The organism is Phenylobacterium sp. (genome assembly GCF_046290725.1).
In the GTDB taxonomy this organism is placed as follows: Bacteria; Pseudomonadota; Alphaproteobacteria; order Caulobacterales; family Caulobacteraceae; genus Phenylobacterium.
Map to the genome: position 1 here is coordinate 1,576,205 of NZ_JBKBUH010000001.1, position 16,509 is coordinate 1,592,713.

At 69.3% G+C, this 16,509-nt stretch carries 21 protein-coding genes; 7 read left to right on the forward strand and 14 right to left on the reverse strand.

Annotation, left to right across the window (positions count from 1 at the left end; genetic code table 11):
• The first annotated feature begins 32 nt into the window (after window positions 1-32).
• Complete coding sequence (locus ACK41C_RS08250; protein ID WP_409652648.1) at window positions 33-644, forward strand: GNAT family N-acetyltransferase; 612 nt, start codon at window positions 33-35, stop codon at window positions 642-644.
• A gap of 39 nt (window positions 645-683) precedes the next feature.
• Window positions 684-2,342, forward strand: coding sequence for a putative bifunctional diguanylate cyclase/phosphodiesterase (locus ACK41C_RS08255; RefSeq protein WP_409652651.1), 1,659 nt, complete (start codon window positions 684-686; stop codon window positions 2,340-2,342).
• A 7-nt stretch (window positions 2,343-2,349) separates the two neighbouring features.
• On the opposite strand, the gene ACK41C_RS08260 is transcribed toward ACK41C_RS08255, so the two are convergent.
• Window positions 2,350-3,876: a UbiD family decarboxylase gene (locus ACK41C_RS08260; protein ID WP_409652654.1), complete on the reverse strand. Its 1,527-nt coding sequence runs from the start codon at window positions 3,874-3,876 to the stop codon at window positions 2,350-2,352.
• 72 nt (window positions 3,877-3,948) lie between these two features.
• Between ACK41C_RS08260 and ACK41C_RS08265 the strand changes: the two genes are divergently transcribed.
• Window positions 3,949-4,170, forward strand: a complete 222-nt coding sequence (locus ACK41C_RS08265) for a hypothetical protein (RefSeq protein WP_409652657.1) — start codon at window positions 3,949-3,951, stop codon at window positions 4,168-4,170.
• Window positions 4,171-4,272: 102 nt separating this feature from the next.
• Window positions 4,273-4,548 (forward strand): UrcA family protein, encoded by a 276-nt coding sequence (locus ACK41C_RS08270; RefSeq protein ID WP_409652659.1) that lies wholly within the window; start codon window positions 4,273-4,275, stop codon window positions 4,546-4,548.
• Here the strand turns inward: ACK41C_RS08270 and ACK41C_RS08275 are convergent.
• From ACK41C_RS08275 to ACK41C_RS08315, 9 genes are all read right to left on the reverse strand, one after another.
• The gene (locus tag ACK41C_RS08275) at window positions 4,545-4,766 is read right to left on the reverse strand and encodes a hypothetical protein (protein WP_409652662.1); all 222 of its coding nucleotides are present in this window, start codon (window positions 4,764-4,766) and stop codon (window positions 4,545-4,547) included. The genes ACK41C_RS08270 and ACK41C_RS08275 overlap by 4 nt on opposite strands.
• A gap of 46 nt (window positions 4,767-4,812) precedes the next feature.
• Entirely contained in the window at window positions 4,813-5,175 is a 363-nt protein-coding gene (locus ACK41C_RS08280) for an MmcQ/YjbR family DNA-binding protein (protein WP_409652664.1), read from the reverse strand.
• Entirely contained in the window at window positions 5,172-5,519 is a 348-nt protein-coding gene (locus tag ACK41C_RS08285) for an MmcQ/YjbR family DNA-binding protein (RefSeq protein WP_409652667.1), read from the reverse strand. The genes ACK41C_RS08280 and ACK41C_RS08285 overlap by 4 nt, the downstream gene beginning before the upstream one ends.
• Window positions 5,520-5,572: 53 nt before the next feature.
• Window positions 5,573-6,883, reverse strand: coding sequence for a S1C family serine protease (locus ACK41C_RS08290; RefSeq protein WP_409652669.1), 1,311 nt, complete (start codon window positions 6,881-6,883; stop codon window positions 5,573-5,575).
• A gap of 69 nt (window positions 6,884-6,952) precedes the next feature.
• Window positions 6,953-7,294 carry a VOC family protein gene (locus tag ACK41C_RS08295; protein WP_409652672.1) on the reverse strand — a complete coding sequence of 114 codons (342 nt, stop codon included), beginning with the start codon at window positions 7,292-7,294 and terminating at the stop codon, window positions 6,953-6,955.
• A gap of 44 nt (window positions 7,295-7,338) precedes the next feature.
• Window positions 7,339-7,998 (reverse strand): class I SAM-dependent methyltransferase, encoded by a 660-nt coding sequence (locus tag ACK41C_RS08300; protein ID WP_409652675.1) that lies wholly within the window; start codon window positions 7,996-7,998, stop codon window positions 7,339-7,341.
• Window positions 7,999-8,029: 31 nt separating this feature from the next.
• Window positions 8,030-9,061 carry a DUF2891 domain-containing protein gene (locus tag ACK41C_RS08305; RefSeq protein ID WP_409652677.1) on the reverse strand — a complete coding sequence of 344 codons (1,032 nt, stop codon included), beginning with the start codon at window positions 9,059-9,061 and terminating at the stop codon, window positions 8,030-8,032.
• A complete protein-coding gene (locus ACK41C_RS08310; RefSeq protein WP_409652680.1) occupies window positions 9,039-9,812 on the reverse strand; it encodes a DUF979 domain-containing protein in 774 nt (257 codons plus the stop codon). The genes ACK41C_RS08305 and ACK41C_RS08310 overlap by 23 nt, the downstream gene beginning before the upstream one ends.
• 173 nt (window positions 9,813-9,985) lie before the next feature.
• Complete coding sequence (locus ACK41C_RS08315; protein ID WP_409652681.1) at window positions 9,986-10,678, reverse strand: DUF969 domain-containing protein; 693 nt, start codon at window positions 10,676-10,678, stop codon at window positions 9,986-9,988.
• A 203-nt stretch (window positions 10,679-10,881) separates the two neighbouring features.
• Between ACK41C_RS08315 and ACK41C_RS08320 the strand changes: the two genes are divergently transcribed.
• A complete protein-coding gene (locus ACK41C_RS08320) occupies window positions 10,882-11,040 on the forward strand; it encodes a hypothetical protein (protein ID WP_409652684.1) in 159 nt (52 codons plus the stop codon).
• A 28-nt stretch (window positions 11,041-11,068) separates the two neighbouring features.
• Here the strand turns inward: ACK41C_RS08320 and ACK41C_RS08325 are convergent, their stop codons facing one another.
• The 4 genes from ACK41C_RS08325 to ACK41C_RS08340 all read right to left on the reverse strand — a co-directional run bounded on the left by ACK41C_RS08325 (window position 11,069) and on the right by ACK41C_RS08340 (window position 15,250).
• Complete coding sequence (locus ACK41C_RS08325) at window positions 11,069-12,373, reverse strand: UDP-glucose dehydrogenase family protein (protein WP_409652687.1); 1,305 nt, start codon at window positions 12,371-12,373, stop codon at window positions 11,069-11,071.
• Window positions 12,374-12,421: 48 nt separating this feature from the next.
• Entirely contained in the window at window positions 12,422-13,921 is a 1,500-nt protein-coding gene (locus ACK41C_RS08330) for a phosphomannomutase/phosphoglucomutase (protein WP_409652690.1), read from the reverse strand.
• Between the two features lie 103 nt (window positions 13,922-14,024).
• On the reverse strand, window positions 14,025-15,008 hold the full coding sequence (locus tag ACK41C_RS08335; protein WP_409652692.1) for an SIS domain-containing protein: 984 nt from the start codon (window positions 15,006-15,008) through the stop codon (window positions 14,025-14,027).
• Window positions 15,005-15,250, reverse strand: a complete 246-nt coding sequence (locus ACK41C_RS08340; protein ID WP_409652695.1) for a hypothetical protein — start codon at window positions 15,248-15,250, stop codon at window positions 15,005-15,007. The genes ACK41C_RS08335 and ACK41C_RS08340 overlap by 4 nt, the downstream gene beginning before the upstream one ends.
• Before the next feature lie 99 nt (window positions 15,251-15,349).
• On the opposite strand from ACK41C_RS08340, the gene gpmA reads away from it, so the two are divergent.
• Both gpmA and ACK41C_RS08350 read left to right on the forward strand, forming a co-directional pair.
• Window positions 15,350-16,063, forward strand: a complete 714-nt coding sequence (gene gpmA / locus ACK41C_RS08345) for a 2,3-diphosphoglycerate-dependent phosphoglycerate mutase (protein WP_409652698.1) — start codon at window positions 15,350-15,352, stop codon at window positions 16,061-16,063.
• Window positions 16,060-16,500, forward strand: a complete 441-nt coding sequence (locus tag ACK41C_RS08350; protein WP_409652701.1) for a bifunctional diaminohydroxyphosphoribosylaminopyrimidine deaminase/5-amino-6-(5-phosphoribosylamino)uracil reductase RibD — start codon at window positions 16,060-16,062, stop codon at window positions 16,498-16,500. Before gpmA ends, ACK41C_RS08350 begins: the two co-directional genes overlap by 4 nt.
• The last annotated feature ends 9 nt before the right edge of the window (window positions 16,501-16,509 follow it).

Genomic DNA, 16,509 nt, shown 5'->3' on the forward strand with positions numbered 1-16,509 from the left:
GACGCCGCCGCAAAACGGGCGAGGCTGGCGCCATGGCGCTGTTGGACTGGATCGCCCCGGAGAACGGCCTTCGGATCGAAGGCGAGGGCGTGCGCCTGCGGCCGCCGCGGGCCACGGATTATCTCGAATGGCGCGATCTGCGGGCCCGCTCGCGCGATTTCCTGCAGCCCTGGGAGCCGATCTGGCCCGCCGATGACCTGACCCGTGCGGCCTTCCGACGCAGGCTGGCCGCCTATGCCCGCGACCGGGAGGCCGGCACGGCCTACCCGTTTTTCGTCTTCCGCAGCCGTGACGAGGCCCTGACCGGCGGCATCACCCTCTCCAATGTGCGCCGCGGCGTGGCCCAGATGGGCGCCGTCGGATACTGGTGCGGCCAGCCGTTCGCCCGGCAGGGGCACACCCTGGCGGCGGTGCGCGCGCTCACCGTCTTCGCCTTCCGCACGCTCGCCCTGCACCGGCTGGAGGCCGCCTGCCTGCCGGAGAACGCCGCCTCCCGCACGCTCCTGAACCGCGCAGGGTTCAAGGAGGAGGGGCTTGCTCAAGCTTATCTGAAAATTAACGGCGTCTGGCGAGATCATGTCCTGTTCGGGCTGGTGTCGCCGCTGGGCGCTCGCGCAAGCCCTGACGATGGAGTGTCGGTCTAGAGCGTAGGGGATCGACCCGGCGCACAGCCGGAAGGGGCGATGGCGAACGACCGCTGGATTTGGGACGCCACGGCGACGCTCGAGGCGCTGGGCGCCGCCGATGTCGCCCTCTGGCTCTGGGAGCCGGAGAAGGACCGTCTGCGGCTGACCGGCGCGTCGCGCTCGCTGGGGCTGGGGCCCCTGGCGCCGGAATGCTCCTCGGCGGCCATGCGCGCGCTGGCCTTGCCGCCTGATCGCGCTCTTGCCGAAGATATTCTCAGAGTTCAGGAGCCCGGAACCGAGATTTCCGTACGCCTGCGCATGCGCGGCGGCGAGACCTGCATCTGGCGCGGGGTCTGGCTGGAGGAGGGCGTGCGCGCCGCCGGCGTCGTCGCGCCCGAGGTGAAGTTCGCCGCCTCCGACCAGGACAGCCTGACCGGCCTGATGGACCGCAAGAGCTTCGTGCGCGCGGCGCGCGAGCGGCTGCGCACGCCCGGCAAGTACGAGCTGGTGGTCGGCGACCTCGACCGGCTGCGACGCCTCAACGAGGCGCTCGGCCACGAACGGGCGGACCTGGTGCTCGCGGCGCTGGGCTCGCGCATGGCCGCAGCCTTCCCCGCGGGCGTGCTGCTGGCGCGGATCGGCGAGGACGAGTTCGCGGTCCTGGCCCCGGCCGCCCAGCCTCCGGCGGCCGAAACCCTGCGCGCCTCGCTGGAGCAGCCCCTGCGGGTGGCGGGCTTCGACATCCATCCCACGCTTTCCATCGGCGCCGTGGAGGCGATCGGCGGCGACGACGCCCCCGAGGCCGCGGAACTTCTGCGGAGGGCGGAATTGGCCGTAGAGGCCGCCAAGAGCGCCGGACGCGGCGGGGCGGCCGCCTACGGCCGCAGCCTGGAGAGCGACGGGCTTTCGCGCCTGGCTCTGGAGAGCGACCTGCGCGGCGCCCTCGGGCGCGGCGAGATCCTGCCCTACTACCAGCCCATCGTTCGCCTCTCGACCGGCGCGCTGTCGGGCTTCGAGGCCCTGGTCCGCTGGATTCATCCACGCCGCGGCCTGCTGACGCCGGACCACTTCCTTCCGCTGTGCGAGGAGATGGGCCTGATGAGCGAGCTCGGCGCGCACATGATGCGCCAGGCTTCGCGGCAGCTGGCGATATGGCGGCGTAATCATCGGGCGGCGGGGGAGCTGACCTGCGCGGTGAACCTTTCGACCGGCGAGATCGACCGGCCCGACCTGATCTCCGACGTGATCGCCATCCGGCGGGAGACCGGCCTGCCGCCAGGCGCCCTGAAGCTGGAGGTGACGGAGGGCGACGTCATGCGCGATCCGGACCGCGCGGCCGTCATCCTGCGCAACCTGCGCGAGGCGGGGGCGGCGCTCGCCCTCGACGACTTCGGCACCGGCTTCTCGTCGCTCTCCTATCTGACGCGCCTGCCCTTCGACACGCTGAAGATCGACCGCTATTTCGTGCGCACCATGGCCACCAACGAGGGTTCGGCGAAGATCGTCTCCTCGGTGGTGAAGCTCGGCCAGGACCTGGCGCTGGAAGTGGTGGCCGAGGGTGTCGAGAACGCGGGCATGGCCCGCCAGCTCCTCTCGCTCGGCTGCGACTACGGCCAGGGCTTCGGCTACGCCCCGGCGCTCTCGGCCCAGGAGGCCGAAGTCTATCTCAACGAGAGCTATGTGGACGGCGCCGCGCCCGTGAAGGCCCGCGGCTGACGCGCCCTCAGTCGACCGGTTCGCCGGAGCCCGGCAGGCCAAGCCTGGCCCACTTCTCCGTCACCGCCGCGACGACTGCGGGGTCCATGCCGAGCTTCTCGCCCCATTCCCGCTTGGTCTCGGGCGGCCATTTGTTGGTGGCGTCGAGCCCGATCTTGGAGCCCAGGCCGCTCTCGGGCGAGGCGAAGTCCAGATAGTCGATGGGGGTGTTCTCCACGAGGGTCACGTCGCGGGCCGGGTCCATCCGCGTGGAGATGGCCCATATGACGTCCTTCCAGTCGCGGGCGTTGATGTCGTCGTCCACGACGATCACCCACTTGGTGTACATGAACTGGCGCAGATAGCTCCAGACGCCCATCATCACGCGCTTGGCGTGGCCCGGATAGGCCTTCTTCATCGACACGACGGCGATGCGGTAGGAGCAGCCCTCCGGCGGCAGCCAGAAGTCGACGATCTCCGGGAACTGCTGGCGGATCAGGGGGATGAACACCTCGTTGAGCGCCTCGCCCAGCACGCTGGGCTCGTCCGGCGGCCGGCCGGTGAAGGTGGTGAGGTAGATGGGATCGCGCCGCATGGTGATGGCGCTGACCTGGAACACCGGGAAGCGCTCGACCGAGTTGTAGTAGCCGGTATGGTCGCCGTACGGGCCTTCGTCGGCGTATTCGTCCAAGAGGACGTGGCCTTCGAGCACGATCTCGGCTTCGGCCGGCACCATCAGGGGCACGGTCTTGGCCGGGACCAGCTCGGCCTTGGCCCCCCGCATCAGGCCCGCGAACTGGTATTCCGACAGGGTGTCGGGCACCGGCGTCACCGCCGCCAATATGGTGCCGGGATCCGCGCCGATGACCGCGCAGGCGGGCAGGGGCTCAGGGCGGCCGGCGGCCTTCCAGCGGCGATGGTGCTGGGCGCCGCCACGGTGGGCCAGCCAGCGCATGATCGTGCGGTCGCGGCCCAGCACCTGCATCCGGTAGATGCCGAGATTGTAGTCGTCCTCGCGGTCGGTCGACGGGCCCTTGGTCACCACCAGCGGCCAGGTGATCAGCGGCGCCGGCTCGCCCGGCCAGCAGGTCTGGATTGGCAGCTTCGTCAGGTCCACCTGGTCGCCGGTCAGCACCACCTCCTGCACCGGCGCCTTCTTCACGGTCGCCGGACGCATGGACATCACCGTCTTCGCCAGCGGCAGCATGTCCCAGGCGTCCGTCAAGCCCCGGGGCGGCTCGGGCGCGCGCAGGAAGGCCAGGAGTTCGCCCACTTCCCGCAGGTCCTGGGCCGTGGCGCGCTCGCGGCCCTCCAGGGTGACCCCCATGGCCACACGCTTGACCGTGCCGAACAGGTTGACCAGGCACGGCATGGTCGAGGGTTCGCCGTCGGCGCGGATCACGTTCTCGAACAGCACGGCCGGCCCGCCCGTCGCCAGCAGGCGCCGCTGGATCTCCGTCATCTCCAGCACGCTCGAGACGGGTTCGCGCACCCGCACCAGCTCTCCGGCCGCTTCCAGCCTGGCGATGAAGTCCCGCAGCGAGCGGTAGGCCATCCCGTTCTCCTCCGATGCGGCCCCTGCTTTGTCACGCTTTGCGCGCCGGGGCGAGGCTTCTAGGATGACGGCATGATCCGCATCGACCTCGACGATCTGCCGCCCAGGCTCGCGCAGCAGCTGCTGGCGGCCAAGCCGGGCGAGGAGATCCTACTGGTCCAGAACGGGGCCGTGGCGGGGCGGCTTTCCGGCGCCGAGCCGCCCGCGGCCGAAGCGCCGCCGGAGGAGCCGAGCGAAGCCCGGGCCGCCGAGATATTCGAACAGTTCCGCGCGGCGATCGAGGAAGAGTTCTAGCCGCTCCGGCCTCCCCGTCCTATCCTTCGGGGGTTCGCCGGTTCCTGCACGGGACGAAGAGCCCGCCGCCGGCGGACGCGTTCGAAGCGTAAGGGAAACGCCATGTTGAAGCCTCTCGCCGGCGCGCTCGCGCTGGCTCTTGCCGCTGCGCCGGCCTTCGCGGCCACCGCGGTCGTCCGGATTTCCGATCTGGACCTTTCCAAGGCCGCAGACGCCGCCAAGCTGGAGACGCGGCTGACCGCCGCGGCCCTTTCGGTCTGTGGCGCGCACGAGTTCAGCGCGCGGGCGATGAAGCAGGCGATCGCGCGGTCGGACTGCTATGCCGAGACCCGCGCCGCGGCCGCGGCGCAGGCGCGCATGGCTCTGGCGGCGCGTTAGTCTTCGTCGTCGTCGAACTCGAACGCCTCGTCGTCGGCCCCCAGCACGTCGTTCAGGGCGTCGATGATGGCGTCCAGCTGGTCCGGAGTCACATTCACCTCGACGGTCTGGCCGTCGTCGGCGCCGACGATGAGCAGATAGCCCTCCTCGGTCTCTTCCAGCGTGAAGCGCTCGAGGTTCTTCGGCTCGGCCATGGGTTTGTCCTCCGTCCCGGTCATGAACCCGTCACCCGGCGATTTGCTCCCCGCGGGAAGGCCTGCTTCGTCACGCCGGCGAACCTCGGTCCCGTTCCTTCGCAGCATCGAAGGCCTTGACCAGGCTTTTGGGCGCCGCCTCCCGCCAGCGGCGCTCCAGCAGCAGGCGGCAGGTGTCGGAATCCAGCGGCGCAAGCCGCGCGATGACGCCCCGATAGTCCTTGTAGTGCGGCGTGATGCGGAAGACCTCCGGCCGGCTTTCCAGCAGGAGCTCGCGTTCGTCGTAGGTCATGCCGGCCAGCATAGCCTCGGTTTGCGACAGCAGGCGCGCAACCACCTTGCCGTTGGCCTTGAAGACGACGGAGGCCATGTTGAAGCCCTCCTCTACGTCCGGAAACGAGAGCACGAGCGCCCGGAATTCGTCGGAGGTCATGGACGGGCGCCGTCGTCGTACGCCTTCACCGCCTTCCGCGGCGCGATCTTGCGCCAGCGCCGCTCCAGGAAGTTCCGCAGCGAGCCCGGATGCAGCGTCTCGATCCGGGCCAGCACGCTCGGATAGTCCCTGTAGTGCGGCGTGATGTGGAAGGTCGCGGGTTCCGCCTCGATCAGCATCTCGCGCTCGTCGAAGCCGACCTCCAGCAGCACCAGGCTCGCATCCTCCCGGCGCAGGCGGGTGAAGAACTTGCCGTTCACCTTGAACGACGGCTGGCCGTAGGACAGGCCCTCCGCGGCGCCGGGAAACGACAGGACGATTTCGCGGACTTCCTCGGGCGTCACGGCCGCCTCCTCCGGGCGCGAGCTTGCGCCGCCCGGCGGCGACGTCAACCGCCTCAGACCGCCGGTTTCAGGTTCAGGAAGTCGAGCGCATCGCCGATGGGGATGAAGAAGTTGATCCCTGTCGGCGCCCCTGTCGGCCGATAGCCGCTGACCGTCACGCCGATGACCGCGCCCTTCTCGTCCAGCAATGGCCCGCCGCTGTTGCCGGGGTTCACCGTCACATCGCTCTGGATGAAGCTGAAGCCGTCGAAGATGCGGGTGGACGAGACCACCCCTTTGGTCACCGTGCCCTGGAACTTCGCATCGAGCGGCGTGCCCAGCGCGAACACCGCTTCGCCCGGCTGCAACGGGCCGCGCCGCAGCGCCAGTGGCGTCCGGCCCCGGGGATCGGTCTTGATCAGCGCGACGTCGCGCCGCCTGTCCGACCGGATCACCTCGCCGACCGTCTCGAAGCCGTCCGACCAGCGGACTTTCACGTATTTCGACCCGCCCACCACGTGCTGGTTGGTGACGAGATAGCCTTCGTCCGACACCAGAAACGCGCTGCCGTGGCCGTCGCCGGCGAAAACGGCGACGACGGCGCCTGCGGCGTCGGACATCGAGAGGCTCGGCGGAGCGACGCTGCGGACGAGCGCGATCGGCGTCAGGCCGGCGGCTGCGCTTGCGATGTTCGAGGTTCCGCCGGGGGCGGCGAGGACGACCTTTCGGAAGTCCTCCGCAGCCAGAAGCAGGCGCACGTTCTCGCGGAACGCCTCGTAGATGGTCGGTTCGGCGCTGCCCCGGATCGGTTCGCTCTGCACGAACCCGCCCTCGGTGACGACGCGGGCCACGACTCCGCCCTGCAAGGCGGAATAGACCTCCCACCGGGCCTTCATGGTCACCACGGCGGTGATTTTGACCTTCTGGAAGATGTTCGGGCAGTCGTTGCAGAAGCGGCCTTTTATGTCCTCGACCAGCACGCCGACCCGCAGATCGGCGTCGGAAGCGCCTCGGCTGAACAGGCTGTCGTCATTCCCCGGCTTGAAACCCGCCTTGGAGAGCTCTTCGGCGAAGATGCGGGCGAAACCGTCGGTCTGAGCTTCGAACCGACCGCTCTCCCAATTGAGGAAGACATCGGGAGGTCGCTTGTTTTCCGACGTGCTGATCAAGATCGAGTCGTAGAGCAGGCCCCACGCCTCGCCCTCGCGCGGATGAAAGACGATCTTGGCGAAATCGACGGGATTGGGCTCGACGCCGGCGGGGATGGGCGGCGGGCTGGTGGGCGCGTCGGCCATCAAATTGCGCAAGGTCTTGTAGTCTGCGGCGTCGGCGCTCGTCGCAACGAGCAGCCCCACGACGGCCGAAAGCGCAGCTGCCAAGCGCATCACGTGCCCTCCCCGATGCGGCGATGATCAATAGGGCGCAATTGTTGGTTGAAGCTTAAGCGGCCGTCCTTACCCTTCCGACCAGACCGCCAGCTCGTTGCCCGACGGGTCTCGGAAATGGAAGCGGCGACCGCCGGGGAAGCTGAAGATCGGCTTGACGATCGCGCCGCCGGCCGCCGTCACCTTGGCCTCCATCGCCTCCAGATCGTGAGCGTAGAGGACGACCAGCGGCTTGGGCGTCTGGCTCGAGGCGTCGGCGTCGAAGCCGCCGTCCAGCCCCTCCTCGAAGGCCGCATAGCTGGGACCATAGTCGGTGAAGCGCCAGCCGAAGGCCTGCTGGTAGAACCGCTTGGTGGTGACGAGATCGCCGCCGGGCAGCTCCACATAGTCGATCTTGCCGTCTTCGCGCATCGCAACCCCTGAAATGAGTTCTCTATTTGTTCCATAACGCCGGTTCAGACCGGAGTCCAGACGGCCGTGCGCTTGACCTCCATGTCCTCGAGTTCGCGGGTGGTCGGCACCTGGTATTCGGCGAGCTTTTGGAGGCCTTCCCGGGGGAAGTAGCTGCGCCCGGGGTCGCCGATCAGCACCCGCGCGCCCCGCGCCTGGGCCGCCCGCAGCCAGGTCATGACCTTCTCCGCCAGCGGTTTTTCGTAGCAGATGTCGCCGGCCAGGATGACCTCGGCCTCCGGAGCGGGCGCATCCAGCAAATCCTTGTCGGTGAAGCCGACCGATACTCCATTGGCCTCCGCGTTAAGGGCCAGCGCCGCGCCGCAGAAAGGATCGATGTCCGCCGCCAGGACGGATGCGGCGCCCGCCTTCATCGCAGCGATGGCCACGAGGCCCGAGCCTGAGGCGAAGTCGATCACCCGCATGCCCGCCACCTCCTGCGGGTGGTCGAGCAGGTAGCGCGCCAGGGCCTGGCCGCCCGCCCAGGCGAAGGCCCAGAACGGCGGCGGCAGGCCGATCTCGGCCAGGGCCTCCTCGGTCATCCGCCAGATGGGCGCGATCTCGTCGGCCAGGTGCAGGATGAGCTCGGGCGTGTGCGGAGGGCGCTGCAGGCGGGTGTTTTCGAGGATGAAGGCCTTCCGGCCCTCCAGGGAAGGGTCGATCATCGGGCCTGTGGTAGCACAGGCGCGGGAAATCTCAGTCCGCAGCCGGATCGAGGGCCAGCAGCGCGAAGCTCGCCAGCCAGTGCTCGCCCATATAGTCGCCGGTCACGTGCGCCAGGCCGGCGGCCAGGTGGACGTCCGCCGCGGTCAGCGCCGCCTCTCGGGTCGGATCGCCCTCCGCCAGGGCGCCGGCGATGGCGCGCCAGCACCAGGCGCGAGAGAGGTTCAGCCCGTCCAGATGGGCGATCTTGCCGTCGGACCGGTCGCTGACCGTGGCCGGCGCGAAGAGGGTGGCGGGCTCCCTCCGGCCGGCCCGCGGCAAGAAGGCGGAGAACCAGGCGCGAAAGGCTTCCGGCGCCACGACCCGGCGCAGGCATTCGGCCTCCATGAGCGCCGAAGAGAGGAAGTCGTCCCCCGAGGGCTCCCAGGCCTGGCAATCGCGATCCTCGCCGTACCAACGCAGGGCCGTGGCCTCCACCAGGGCCGCCAGCTCGGCATCGGCGCAGGTGCGCGCATAGTCGAGGGCGAGGCTGAGCGCGAAGGCGGTGTTGTAGTGGGTCCCCGTCCGGATCGGGTAGGTGGCCAGGGGCAGGAAGGCCTTGAAGCGGTCGGCGAAGGCCTGCGCCAGGGGGGCGAGCGCCCGCGACCAGCGCCGGCCCTCCGCCGTCTCGTGGCGCGCCAGTTCGGCCGCGAGCATCAGAAGCCACGCCCACCCATAGGGCCGCTCGAAGCTGCGACTGGTGGGCCTCTGCAGATAGGCGAACTCGCCGGCGACCTTCTCTTCTGTGAAGGCCTCGCCGAAGTGGGCGCGGATGCCGCCGGCCTCGGCGATGTCTGGAAAGCGCCGCAGGATCCGCGCCAGCAGCCAATGGCCGTGGACGCAGGAGTGCCAGTCGAAGCTGCCGTGGAAGATCGGGTGCAGCATCCGCGGCGGCAGGACGTCCTCGTCGCCAGCCAGCACCTGGTCGAGCTTGAAAGGGTAGGGTCGCGCCACATGGCCCAGCGCGATGCGTGCGAAGCGGCCGGCGAGGTCGGGCGTCAGCTCAGAAGCGGAAGACGAGGACATACATCAGGGCCGTGTTGGCGAGCAGCATGAGGATGGCGGTGGGGATCTGGGCCTTGATCACCCCGTTGCGGTCGGAAAGTTCCAGGAGCGCGGCCGGCACGATGTTGAAGTTGGCGGCCATGGGGGTCATCAGGGTTCCGCAGAAGCCGGCGAGCATGCCGATGGCGCCCATGATCGCCGGATCGCCGCCGAAGCGCAGGACGATCAGAGGCAGGCCGATCCCTGCGGTCATCACCGGAAAGGCGGCGAAGGCGTTGCCCATGATCATGGTGAAGATCGCCATGCCGAAGGTGTAGGCGGCCACGGCGGCCAGTCGGTCGCCCGCCGGCAGCCAGTCGGTGGCGATCTGGCCGATGGCTGCGCCGACGCCGGCCGCGGCGAACACCGCGCCGAGCGCCGCCAGCATCTGGGGCAGGATGGCGGCCCAGCCGACCGTGTCCAGCAGCCGGCGGCCTTCCTGCAGCGGCGCCAGGGGCCGCGCCCGCAGCATCGGCATGGCGATGGCGAGCGCCACGAAGACGCCCAGGATCAGCGAGACCAGGGTCGCCTGTTTCGGATCGACGATCCCGCCCAGCTCCGGCCGCTTGAAGAGGAAGGTGCCCGAAAGCGCCGTGGCGGGGATGGCGAGCGCCGGAAGGAAGAGCCGGTTCCCCAGCCGGGCGGCGGTTTCGCTGCGTTGTTCGGGACTGGTGGTCTCCGGCTGGCCGCGCCCGAGACCGCCGAAGCCCGCGATCGCCACCATGGCGATCACCAGGGCGCCGTTGGCGAAATCGGAGACGTGGGATCCGAACAGGAAGCTTGCGGCGAAAAGGCCTCAGAAGGCGGTGTTCTTCCAGCGCCTGGGATTGGTCCGGTCGCGCGCGCTCAGGACGGCGATCGCAGTGAAGACCGCGCCGGCGACGGCGTAGAGGGCCTCCAGGCCGATCATCGGGCGGACTCCGACGCCTGCGCCTCGGCCAGCGTCCGCGCCAGGCGGCGATCCAGCAGCATCAGCCGCGCGCCGTGGATCAGAAGCGCGCAGATCGCCGTCGGGATCGCCCAGACCGAGAGCTGCAGGGGCTCCACCAGGATTCCGTTCTGCTCAAGGAACCCCTTGATCAGCAGGATCGAAGCGATGGCGATGAAGATGTCCTCGCCGAAGAAGAGGCCGATATTGTCGGCCGCCGCGGTCTGGGCGCGGATCGTCTCGCGGGTGTGCAGGGGCAGGGGGCCATGGCGGGCTTCGGCTGCGGCCTCGGCCATCGGCGCGATCAGCGGCCGCACCATCTGGGCGTGGCCGCCCAGCGAGGTGAGCCCCAGGGCCGCGGTCGCCTGGCGCAGGACGAAATAGAGCATCAGTAGCCGCCCGGTCGTGGCCGCGCGCACATGCGAGATCAGGCCCTTGGCGCGTTCCTGCAGACCGCCACGCTCCAGAAGGCCGATGACCGGCAGCACCACCCAGACGACGCTGACATAGCGGTTTTCCTTGAACGCCCGGCCGAAGGTCTCGACCACCTCCACCAGGTTCATGCCGCCCGCCACGCCGGTGACCAAGGCCGCGACCGTCACCACCAGCAGCGGATTCAGCCGGGCCATGAACCCGACCACCACCACCGCGATCCCGATCAGCGAAAGCACCCGTCCCCTCCGTCGCCGCCGAAGGCCAGAGGAGCGGCCGCGCCGCAGTGGGAGTCAAGCCGCCGCGCATCTTCCGGGCCGCCTGCGCGTTCGAAATTCAAGCGTCGCTGCAAGGACTATCCAGCGCGATGGATTCATGTCAGATTTTTAATGTTCCGCCCGCTCGACCGGGTGGGACGAAGATAAAGACCAGGGAGTGAAACATGCTGCGGATCCCCGCATTTGGGGGCGTGGCGCGGGAAGCGGCGACAGGGGCCAAGCCCGTCGCCTGCCTCGCCTTCGTCGCCGTCCTCGCGGTGGCCTTCTGGGCCGGCGCGCTGTGGATCGGCAACCTAATCATTCACCTCTTCTCGGCCGCCTGACGGCCTTGGAAGGGGCGACGGCCAGGCGTCACGCCCGGCCGATGCTGCCATACTTGAAGCCCCGGGCGCGGATGTCCTCGGGCTTGTAGATGTTGCGCAGGTCCACCAGCACCGGGGCGTTCATCAGAAGCTTCACCCGGTCAAGGTCCAGCGCCCGGAACTGATCCCATTCGGTGATGATGACGAGCGCGTCGGCGCCCTCGGCGGCGGCGTAGGCGTCGGTCTTGAACTCCACCTCGCGCAGCAGCTGGCGCGCTTCGTGCGTCCCTTCCGGGTCGAAGGCCTGGACCTTGGCCCCCATGGCCTGCAGGGCCGGGACGATGTCGAGGCTGGGGGCGTCGCGCATGTCGTCGGTGTTCGGCTTGAAGGTCAGGCCCAGCACGCCCACCGTCTTGCCGGCCAGGTCGCCGGACATGGCGTCGGCCACCTTGCCGGCCATGGCCTTCTTGCGGGCGTCGTTCACGGCCACGGTGGTCTCGATCAGCCTCACCGGCGAGCCGGCGTCGGTCGCCGTGCGGACCAGCGCCAGGGTGTCCTTCGGGAAGCAGGAGCCGCCGTAGCCGGGGCCGGCGTTCAGGAACTTGCCGCCGATCCGCTTGTCGAGGCCGATGCCGCGCGCCACCTGCTGGACGTCGGCGCCGACGGCCTCGCAGAGATCCGCGATCTCGTTGATGAAGGTGATCTTCAACGCCAGGAAGGCGTTGGCGGCGTATTTGATGAGCTCCGAGGTCCGCCGCGAGGTGAAGACGATCGGTGTCTCGTTGAGGTAGAGTGGGCGATACAGTTCGGTCATCACCGCCCGGGCGCGCTCGTCGTCCAGCCCCACCACCACGCGGTCCGGGCGCTTGAAGTCCTCGATGGCGGCGCCCTCGCGCAGAAACTCCGGATTGGAGACCACCGCGAACTGGGCGTCGGGGCGTTTGGCGCGGACGATCTTCTCGATTTCGTCGCCGGTGCCGACCGGCACGGTGGACTTGGTGACGATCACGGTGAAGCCGTCCAGCAGGCCGGCGATCTCCTCGGCCGCCGCATAGACGTAGGACAGGTCCGCATGGCCGTCGCCGCGGCGGGACGGCGTGCCCACGGCGATGAACACCGCGTCGGCCTTGCGGACCGCCTCGGCCGCGTCGGTGGCGAAGAAGAGACGGCCCTCGCGGACGTTCTTCTCGACCAGCAGATCGAGTCCCGGCTCATAGATCGGGATGCCGCCGGCCTTCAGGCGCTCGATCTTGCCCTCGTCCTTGTCGATGCAGGTGACGATATGGCCGAAGTCGGCGAAACAGGCTCCGCTCACCAGCCCCACATAGCCGGTGCCGATCATGGCGACGTGCATGGATGATCCTCGATTGTCCGCAGCCTGCGGCGCGGAGCGGTTGCGGCGTCAGATTTCCTGATTGTAGGCGCCCACCTGCGGGCGCTTGGCGAGCCGGGGCTTCACCTCTTCGCGGAAGAGGGCGCGCATGTCGTCTTCCGAGACGGCGCTTTCCACCACAACCACGATTTCCGGCTTGTTGGACGAGGCGCGGACCAGCACCCAGGACCCGTCCTCCAGGGCCACGCGCACGCCGTTCACCGTGATCAGGTCGACGATCCTGCGGCCCAGGATCGCGCCGCCCTCGCGGGCCAGGGCCTCGTATTCGGCGACGACGTCGTCCACCACGCCGTACTTTTCCTCGTCCGGGCAGTGCGGCGACATGGTGAGCGAGGTGTAGGCGACCGGCAGGGCGTTCTTCAGGTCCGAGAGCTTCTTGCCCGGATTGCGGTCGAGCATCGACAGGATCGCCGAGGCCGCCACCAGCCCGTCGTCATAGCCGCGGCCGATGGGATGGTTGAAGAAGAAGTGGCCGCTCTTCTCGAAGCCCGCCAGGGCGCCCAGCTCGGCGGTCTTGCGCTTGATGTAGGAATGGCCGGTCTTCCAGTAGACCGTCTTGGCGCCATTCGCCTTGAGCACATCGTCGGTGGCGAAGAGACCGGTGGACTTCACGTCCACTACGAAGGTCGCGTCCTCGTGCAGGGCCGAAAGGTCCCGCGCCAGCATCAGGCCGATCTTGTCGGCGAAGATCTCCTCGCCGGTGTCGTCCACCACCCCGCAGCGGTCGCCGTCGCCGTCGAAGCCCAGCGCCACGTCGGCTCCGTGCTCGCGGACGGCCTTGGCCATCTCCTGGAGCATCTCGTGGTCTTCGGGATTGGGGTTGTAGCGAGGGAAGGTCCAGTCGAGGTCGCAGTCCATCTCGATGACCTCCGCGCCCATGCGGCGCAGGGCTTCGGGGGCGAAGGCTCCGGCGGTGCCGTTGCCGCAGGCGCAGATCACCTTGACCGGCCGCGTCAGCTTGGTGCGCGCGACGATGTCGGCCACGTAGCGCTCGGCCACGCCCGTGACGTGGCTGATCGAGCCGCCGGGCCGGTACTTGCCCTGGCCGCCCAGCACGATCTCCTTCAGGCGGCCCATCTCGTCGGGCCCGAAGGTCAGCGGGCGCTGGGCGCCCATCTTCACGCCGGTCCAGCCGTTCTCGTTGTGGCTGGCGGTGACCATGGCGACGCACGGCGCGTCCAGGTCGAACTGGGCGAAATAGGCGATCGGGGAGAGCGCCAGGCCGATATCCAGCACCTCGCAACCCGCCGCCATCAGCCCGACGGTGAGCGCCTGTTTGATCGACAGTGAATAGGAGCGGAAGTCGTGGCCGACGACGATCTTCTTCTGGCCCAGCTCATGGATGTAGGTCCCAAGCCCCAGGCCCAGGGCCTCGACGCCCAGGAGGTTTATCTCGGGGCCGAAGAGCCAGCGCGCATCGTATTCCCGGAAGCCCGTGGCCTTGACCAGCGGCAGAGTCTCATAGGCGAGCGTGTTCGGCTTCAGGTCGGCGCGCGGCGCGGGCAGCATCGTATCTCCCTGGGACAGCTTGAGCGGGATGTTTAAGGCTCCTGGAGGCAGGAGACCACCCGAACGCGCAAGTTCAAGCGCGGCTGCATGAAAGTTTGGAGGGTCATACCCCGGCCCGCAACAGGTCGTGCACGTGGACGATGCCTACGGGCCGCCTGTCCTCGACGACGAACAGCACCGTCACGCCCGGCGGCGGATCGGACATCAGGGCGAGCGCCTCGGACGCCAGCTGGTCGCGGGTCACGGTCTTCTTCGGTCCCGGCGTCATCACTTCGGCGGCGGTGCGGTCCAGCAGGCCTTCCATGTGCCGGCGCAGGTCGCCGTCGGTGATCACGCCCGCGAGCCGGCCTTCGCCATCGACGATCCCGACAATGCCGAAGCGCTTCTCGGTCATCACCAGCAGGGCTTCCCGCATGGGCGCCGCGCCCGCCACCAGCGGCAGCTCGGCGCCTGAGTGCATCAGATCGCCGACCGTCCGCAGCAGGGCGCCCAGCTTGCCGCCGGGGTGGAAGGTCTTGAAGTCGCCGGCGGTGAAGCCTCGCCGCTCCAGCAGAGCGACGGCCAGGGCGTCGCCGAGCGCGATCTGCAGGGTGGTGGAGGTCGTGGGGGCGCTGACCTCCGCGGTGGCCTCGGCGGCTTCGGCCAGCTTCAGCACGACGGTGGCGGCGCGGCCCAGCGCGCTCTCCTGAGCCGCAGTGAGCGCGATAAGCGGGATGTGGAAGCGACCGGCATAGGCCAGCACGTCGGCCAGTTCGCGCACCTCGCCGGATTTCGACAGCGCCAGGATCACGTCGTCCTGGCCGATCATGCCGAGATCGCCATGGCTGGCCTCGCTGGCGTGGACGAAATAGGCCGGCTGACCCGTGGAGGCGAAGGTGGCGGCGATCTTGCGCGCCACGTGGCCGGACTTGCCGATGCCGGTGCAGATCACCCGCCCCTTGGCGGCATGCAGCAGGTCCACAGCGCGAACGAAGGCCTCGTCCAGGGCGGAAGCCTGCAGGTTCAGGGCCTGGGCTTCGCTCTCCAGCACCCGGCGGCCCACGGCCACGGCGTCGAAGCTTGCGGGTTCGGGGCGGCGGCTGGTCATCGGGTGGGCGAGATCGCCTGGGTCTGCAGGTTCGACACCGCCTCGCGAGCCTCCGTCACCCGCTTCTGGGCGGCCTCGTGCTCGCGCTTCATGGCCGCCTGCATCTCTTCCGTCCGCTGCACCGGCGTGTGGCCGAACGGCCCGGGCGAACGATCCCCCAGGCCCTGCGGCCAGACCATGGCCAGGGCTATCATGGCCAGAGCCAAAGCCGCCATGGCCGGGAAGAACAGGCGATTCTGCATCGGCCGTCATATAGACGTGCGCGCTCCGACCCGCCAGCGACCCTTGACGCCCCGCGGCGCGCGCCTTAGCCCGGCGGCCGACGTCAGAGGAGCCAGAGCTTGCCGAAACTCATCCTTCTCCGCCACGGCCAGAGCCAATGGAACCTCGAGGACCGCTTCACCGGCTGGGTCGACGTGGACCTGACGCCGGAGGGCGAGGCGCAGGCGAAGAAGGGCGGGGAGCTGATCGCCGCCGCCGGCCTGCAGGTCGACCGGGCCTACACCTCGGTGCTGACCCGGGCCATCCGCACCCTCTGGCTGGCCTTGACCTCCGCCGGCCAGGTGTTCGTGCCCGAGGTGAAGGACTGGCGGCTCAACGAGCGCCACTACGGTGGGCTGACCGGCCTCAACAAGACCGAGACCGCGGCCAAGCATGGGGCCGACCAGGTGAAGGTCTGGCGGCGGTCCTACGACGTGCCGCCGCCGCCGCTGGCGCCCGGCGGGGAATTCGACTTCGCCAAGGACCGCCGCTATGCCGGCGCTGCCCTGCCTGACACCGAAAGCCTGAAGACCACGCTCGAACGGGTCGAGCCCTACTGGACCGCCGAGATCGCGCCGCATCTGAAGGCGGGCGAGACCCTGCTGGTGGCTGCGCACGGCAATTCGCTCCGGGCGATCGTCAAGCTGCTGTTCGGCCTCTCCGATGAGGCGATCGTCGGGGTCGAGATCCCCACCGGCAACCCGCTGCTGATCGAACTGGATGGGGCGCTGAAGCCGGTCTCGGCCCGCTATCTCGACGAGACCCGCGCCCAGCCCCTGCCCCAGGCCGCATGACCGAGGCCGACGCCCGCTTCATGCGCCGGGCCATCGCGCTCGCCGCGCCGGGCGTCGGGCGGACGGGAAGCAACCCTTCCGTCGGCTGCATCGTCGTGCAAGGCGACGCCATCGTGGGCCAGGGCGCCACCGGAGAAGGCGGGCGTCCGCATGCCGAGGAACTGGCGCTGGACCAGGCGGGCGAGGCCGCGCGCGGCGCGGTGGCCTATGTGACGCTGGAACCCTGCGCCCAACGGTCGACCGGCGGGATTTCGTGCTCGGAGCGCCTGATCGCGGCCGGGGTGGCGAAGGTCGTCATCGCCTGCGCGGACGCCTCGCCGTTCGCCTCGGGCCACGGCGCGCGGCGCCTCCAGGCGGCGAGCGTGGCGGTGGAAACCGGGATGCTTGAGGCCGAGGCGGCCGCCGCGCTCTACGCCGACTATCGCCCCGGCGGCTGAGGCGCATTC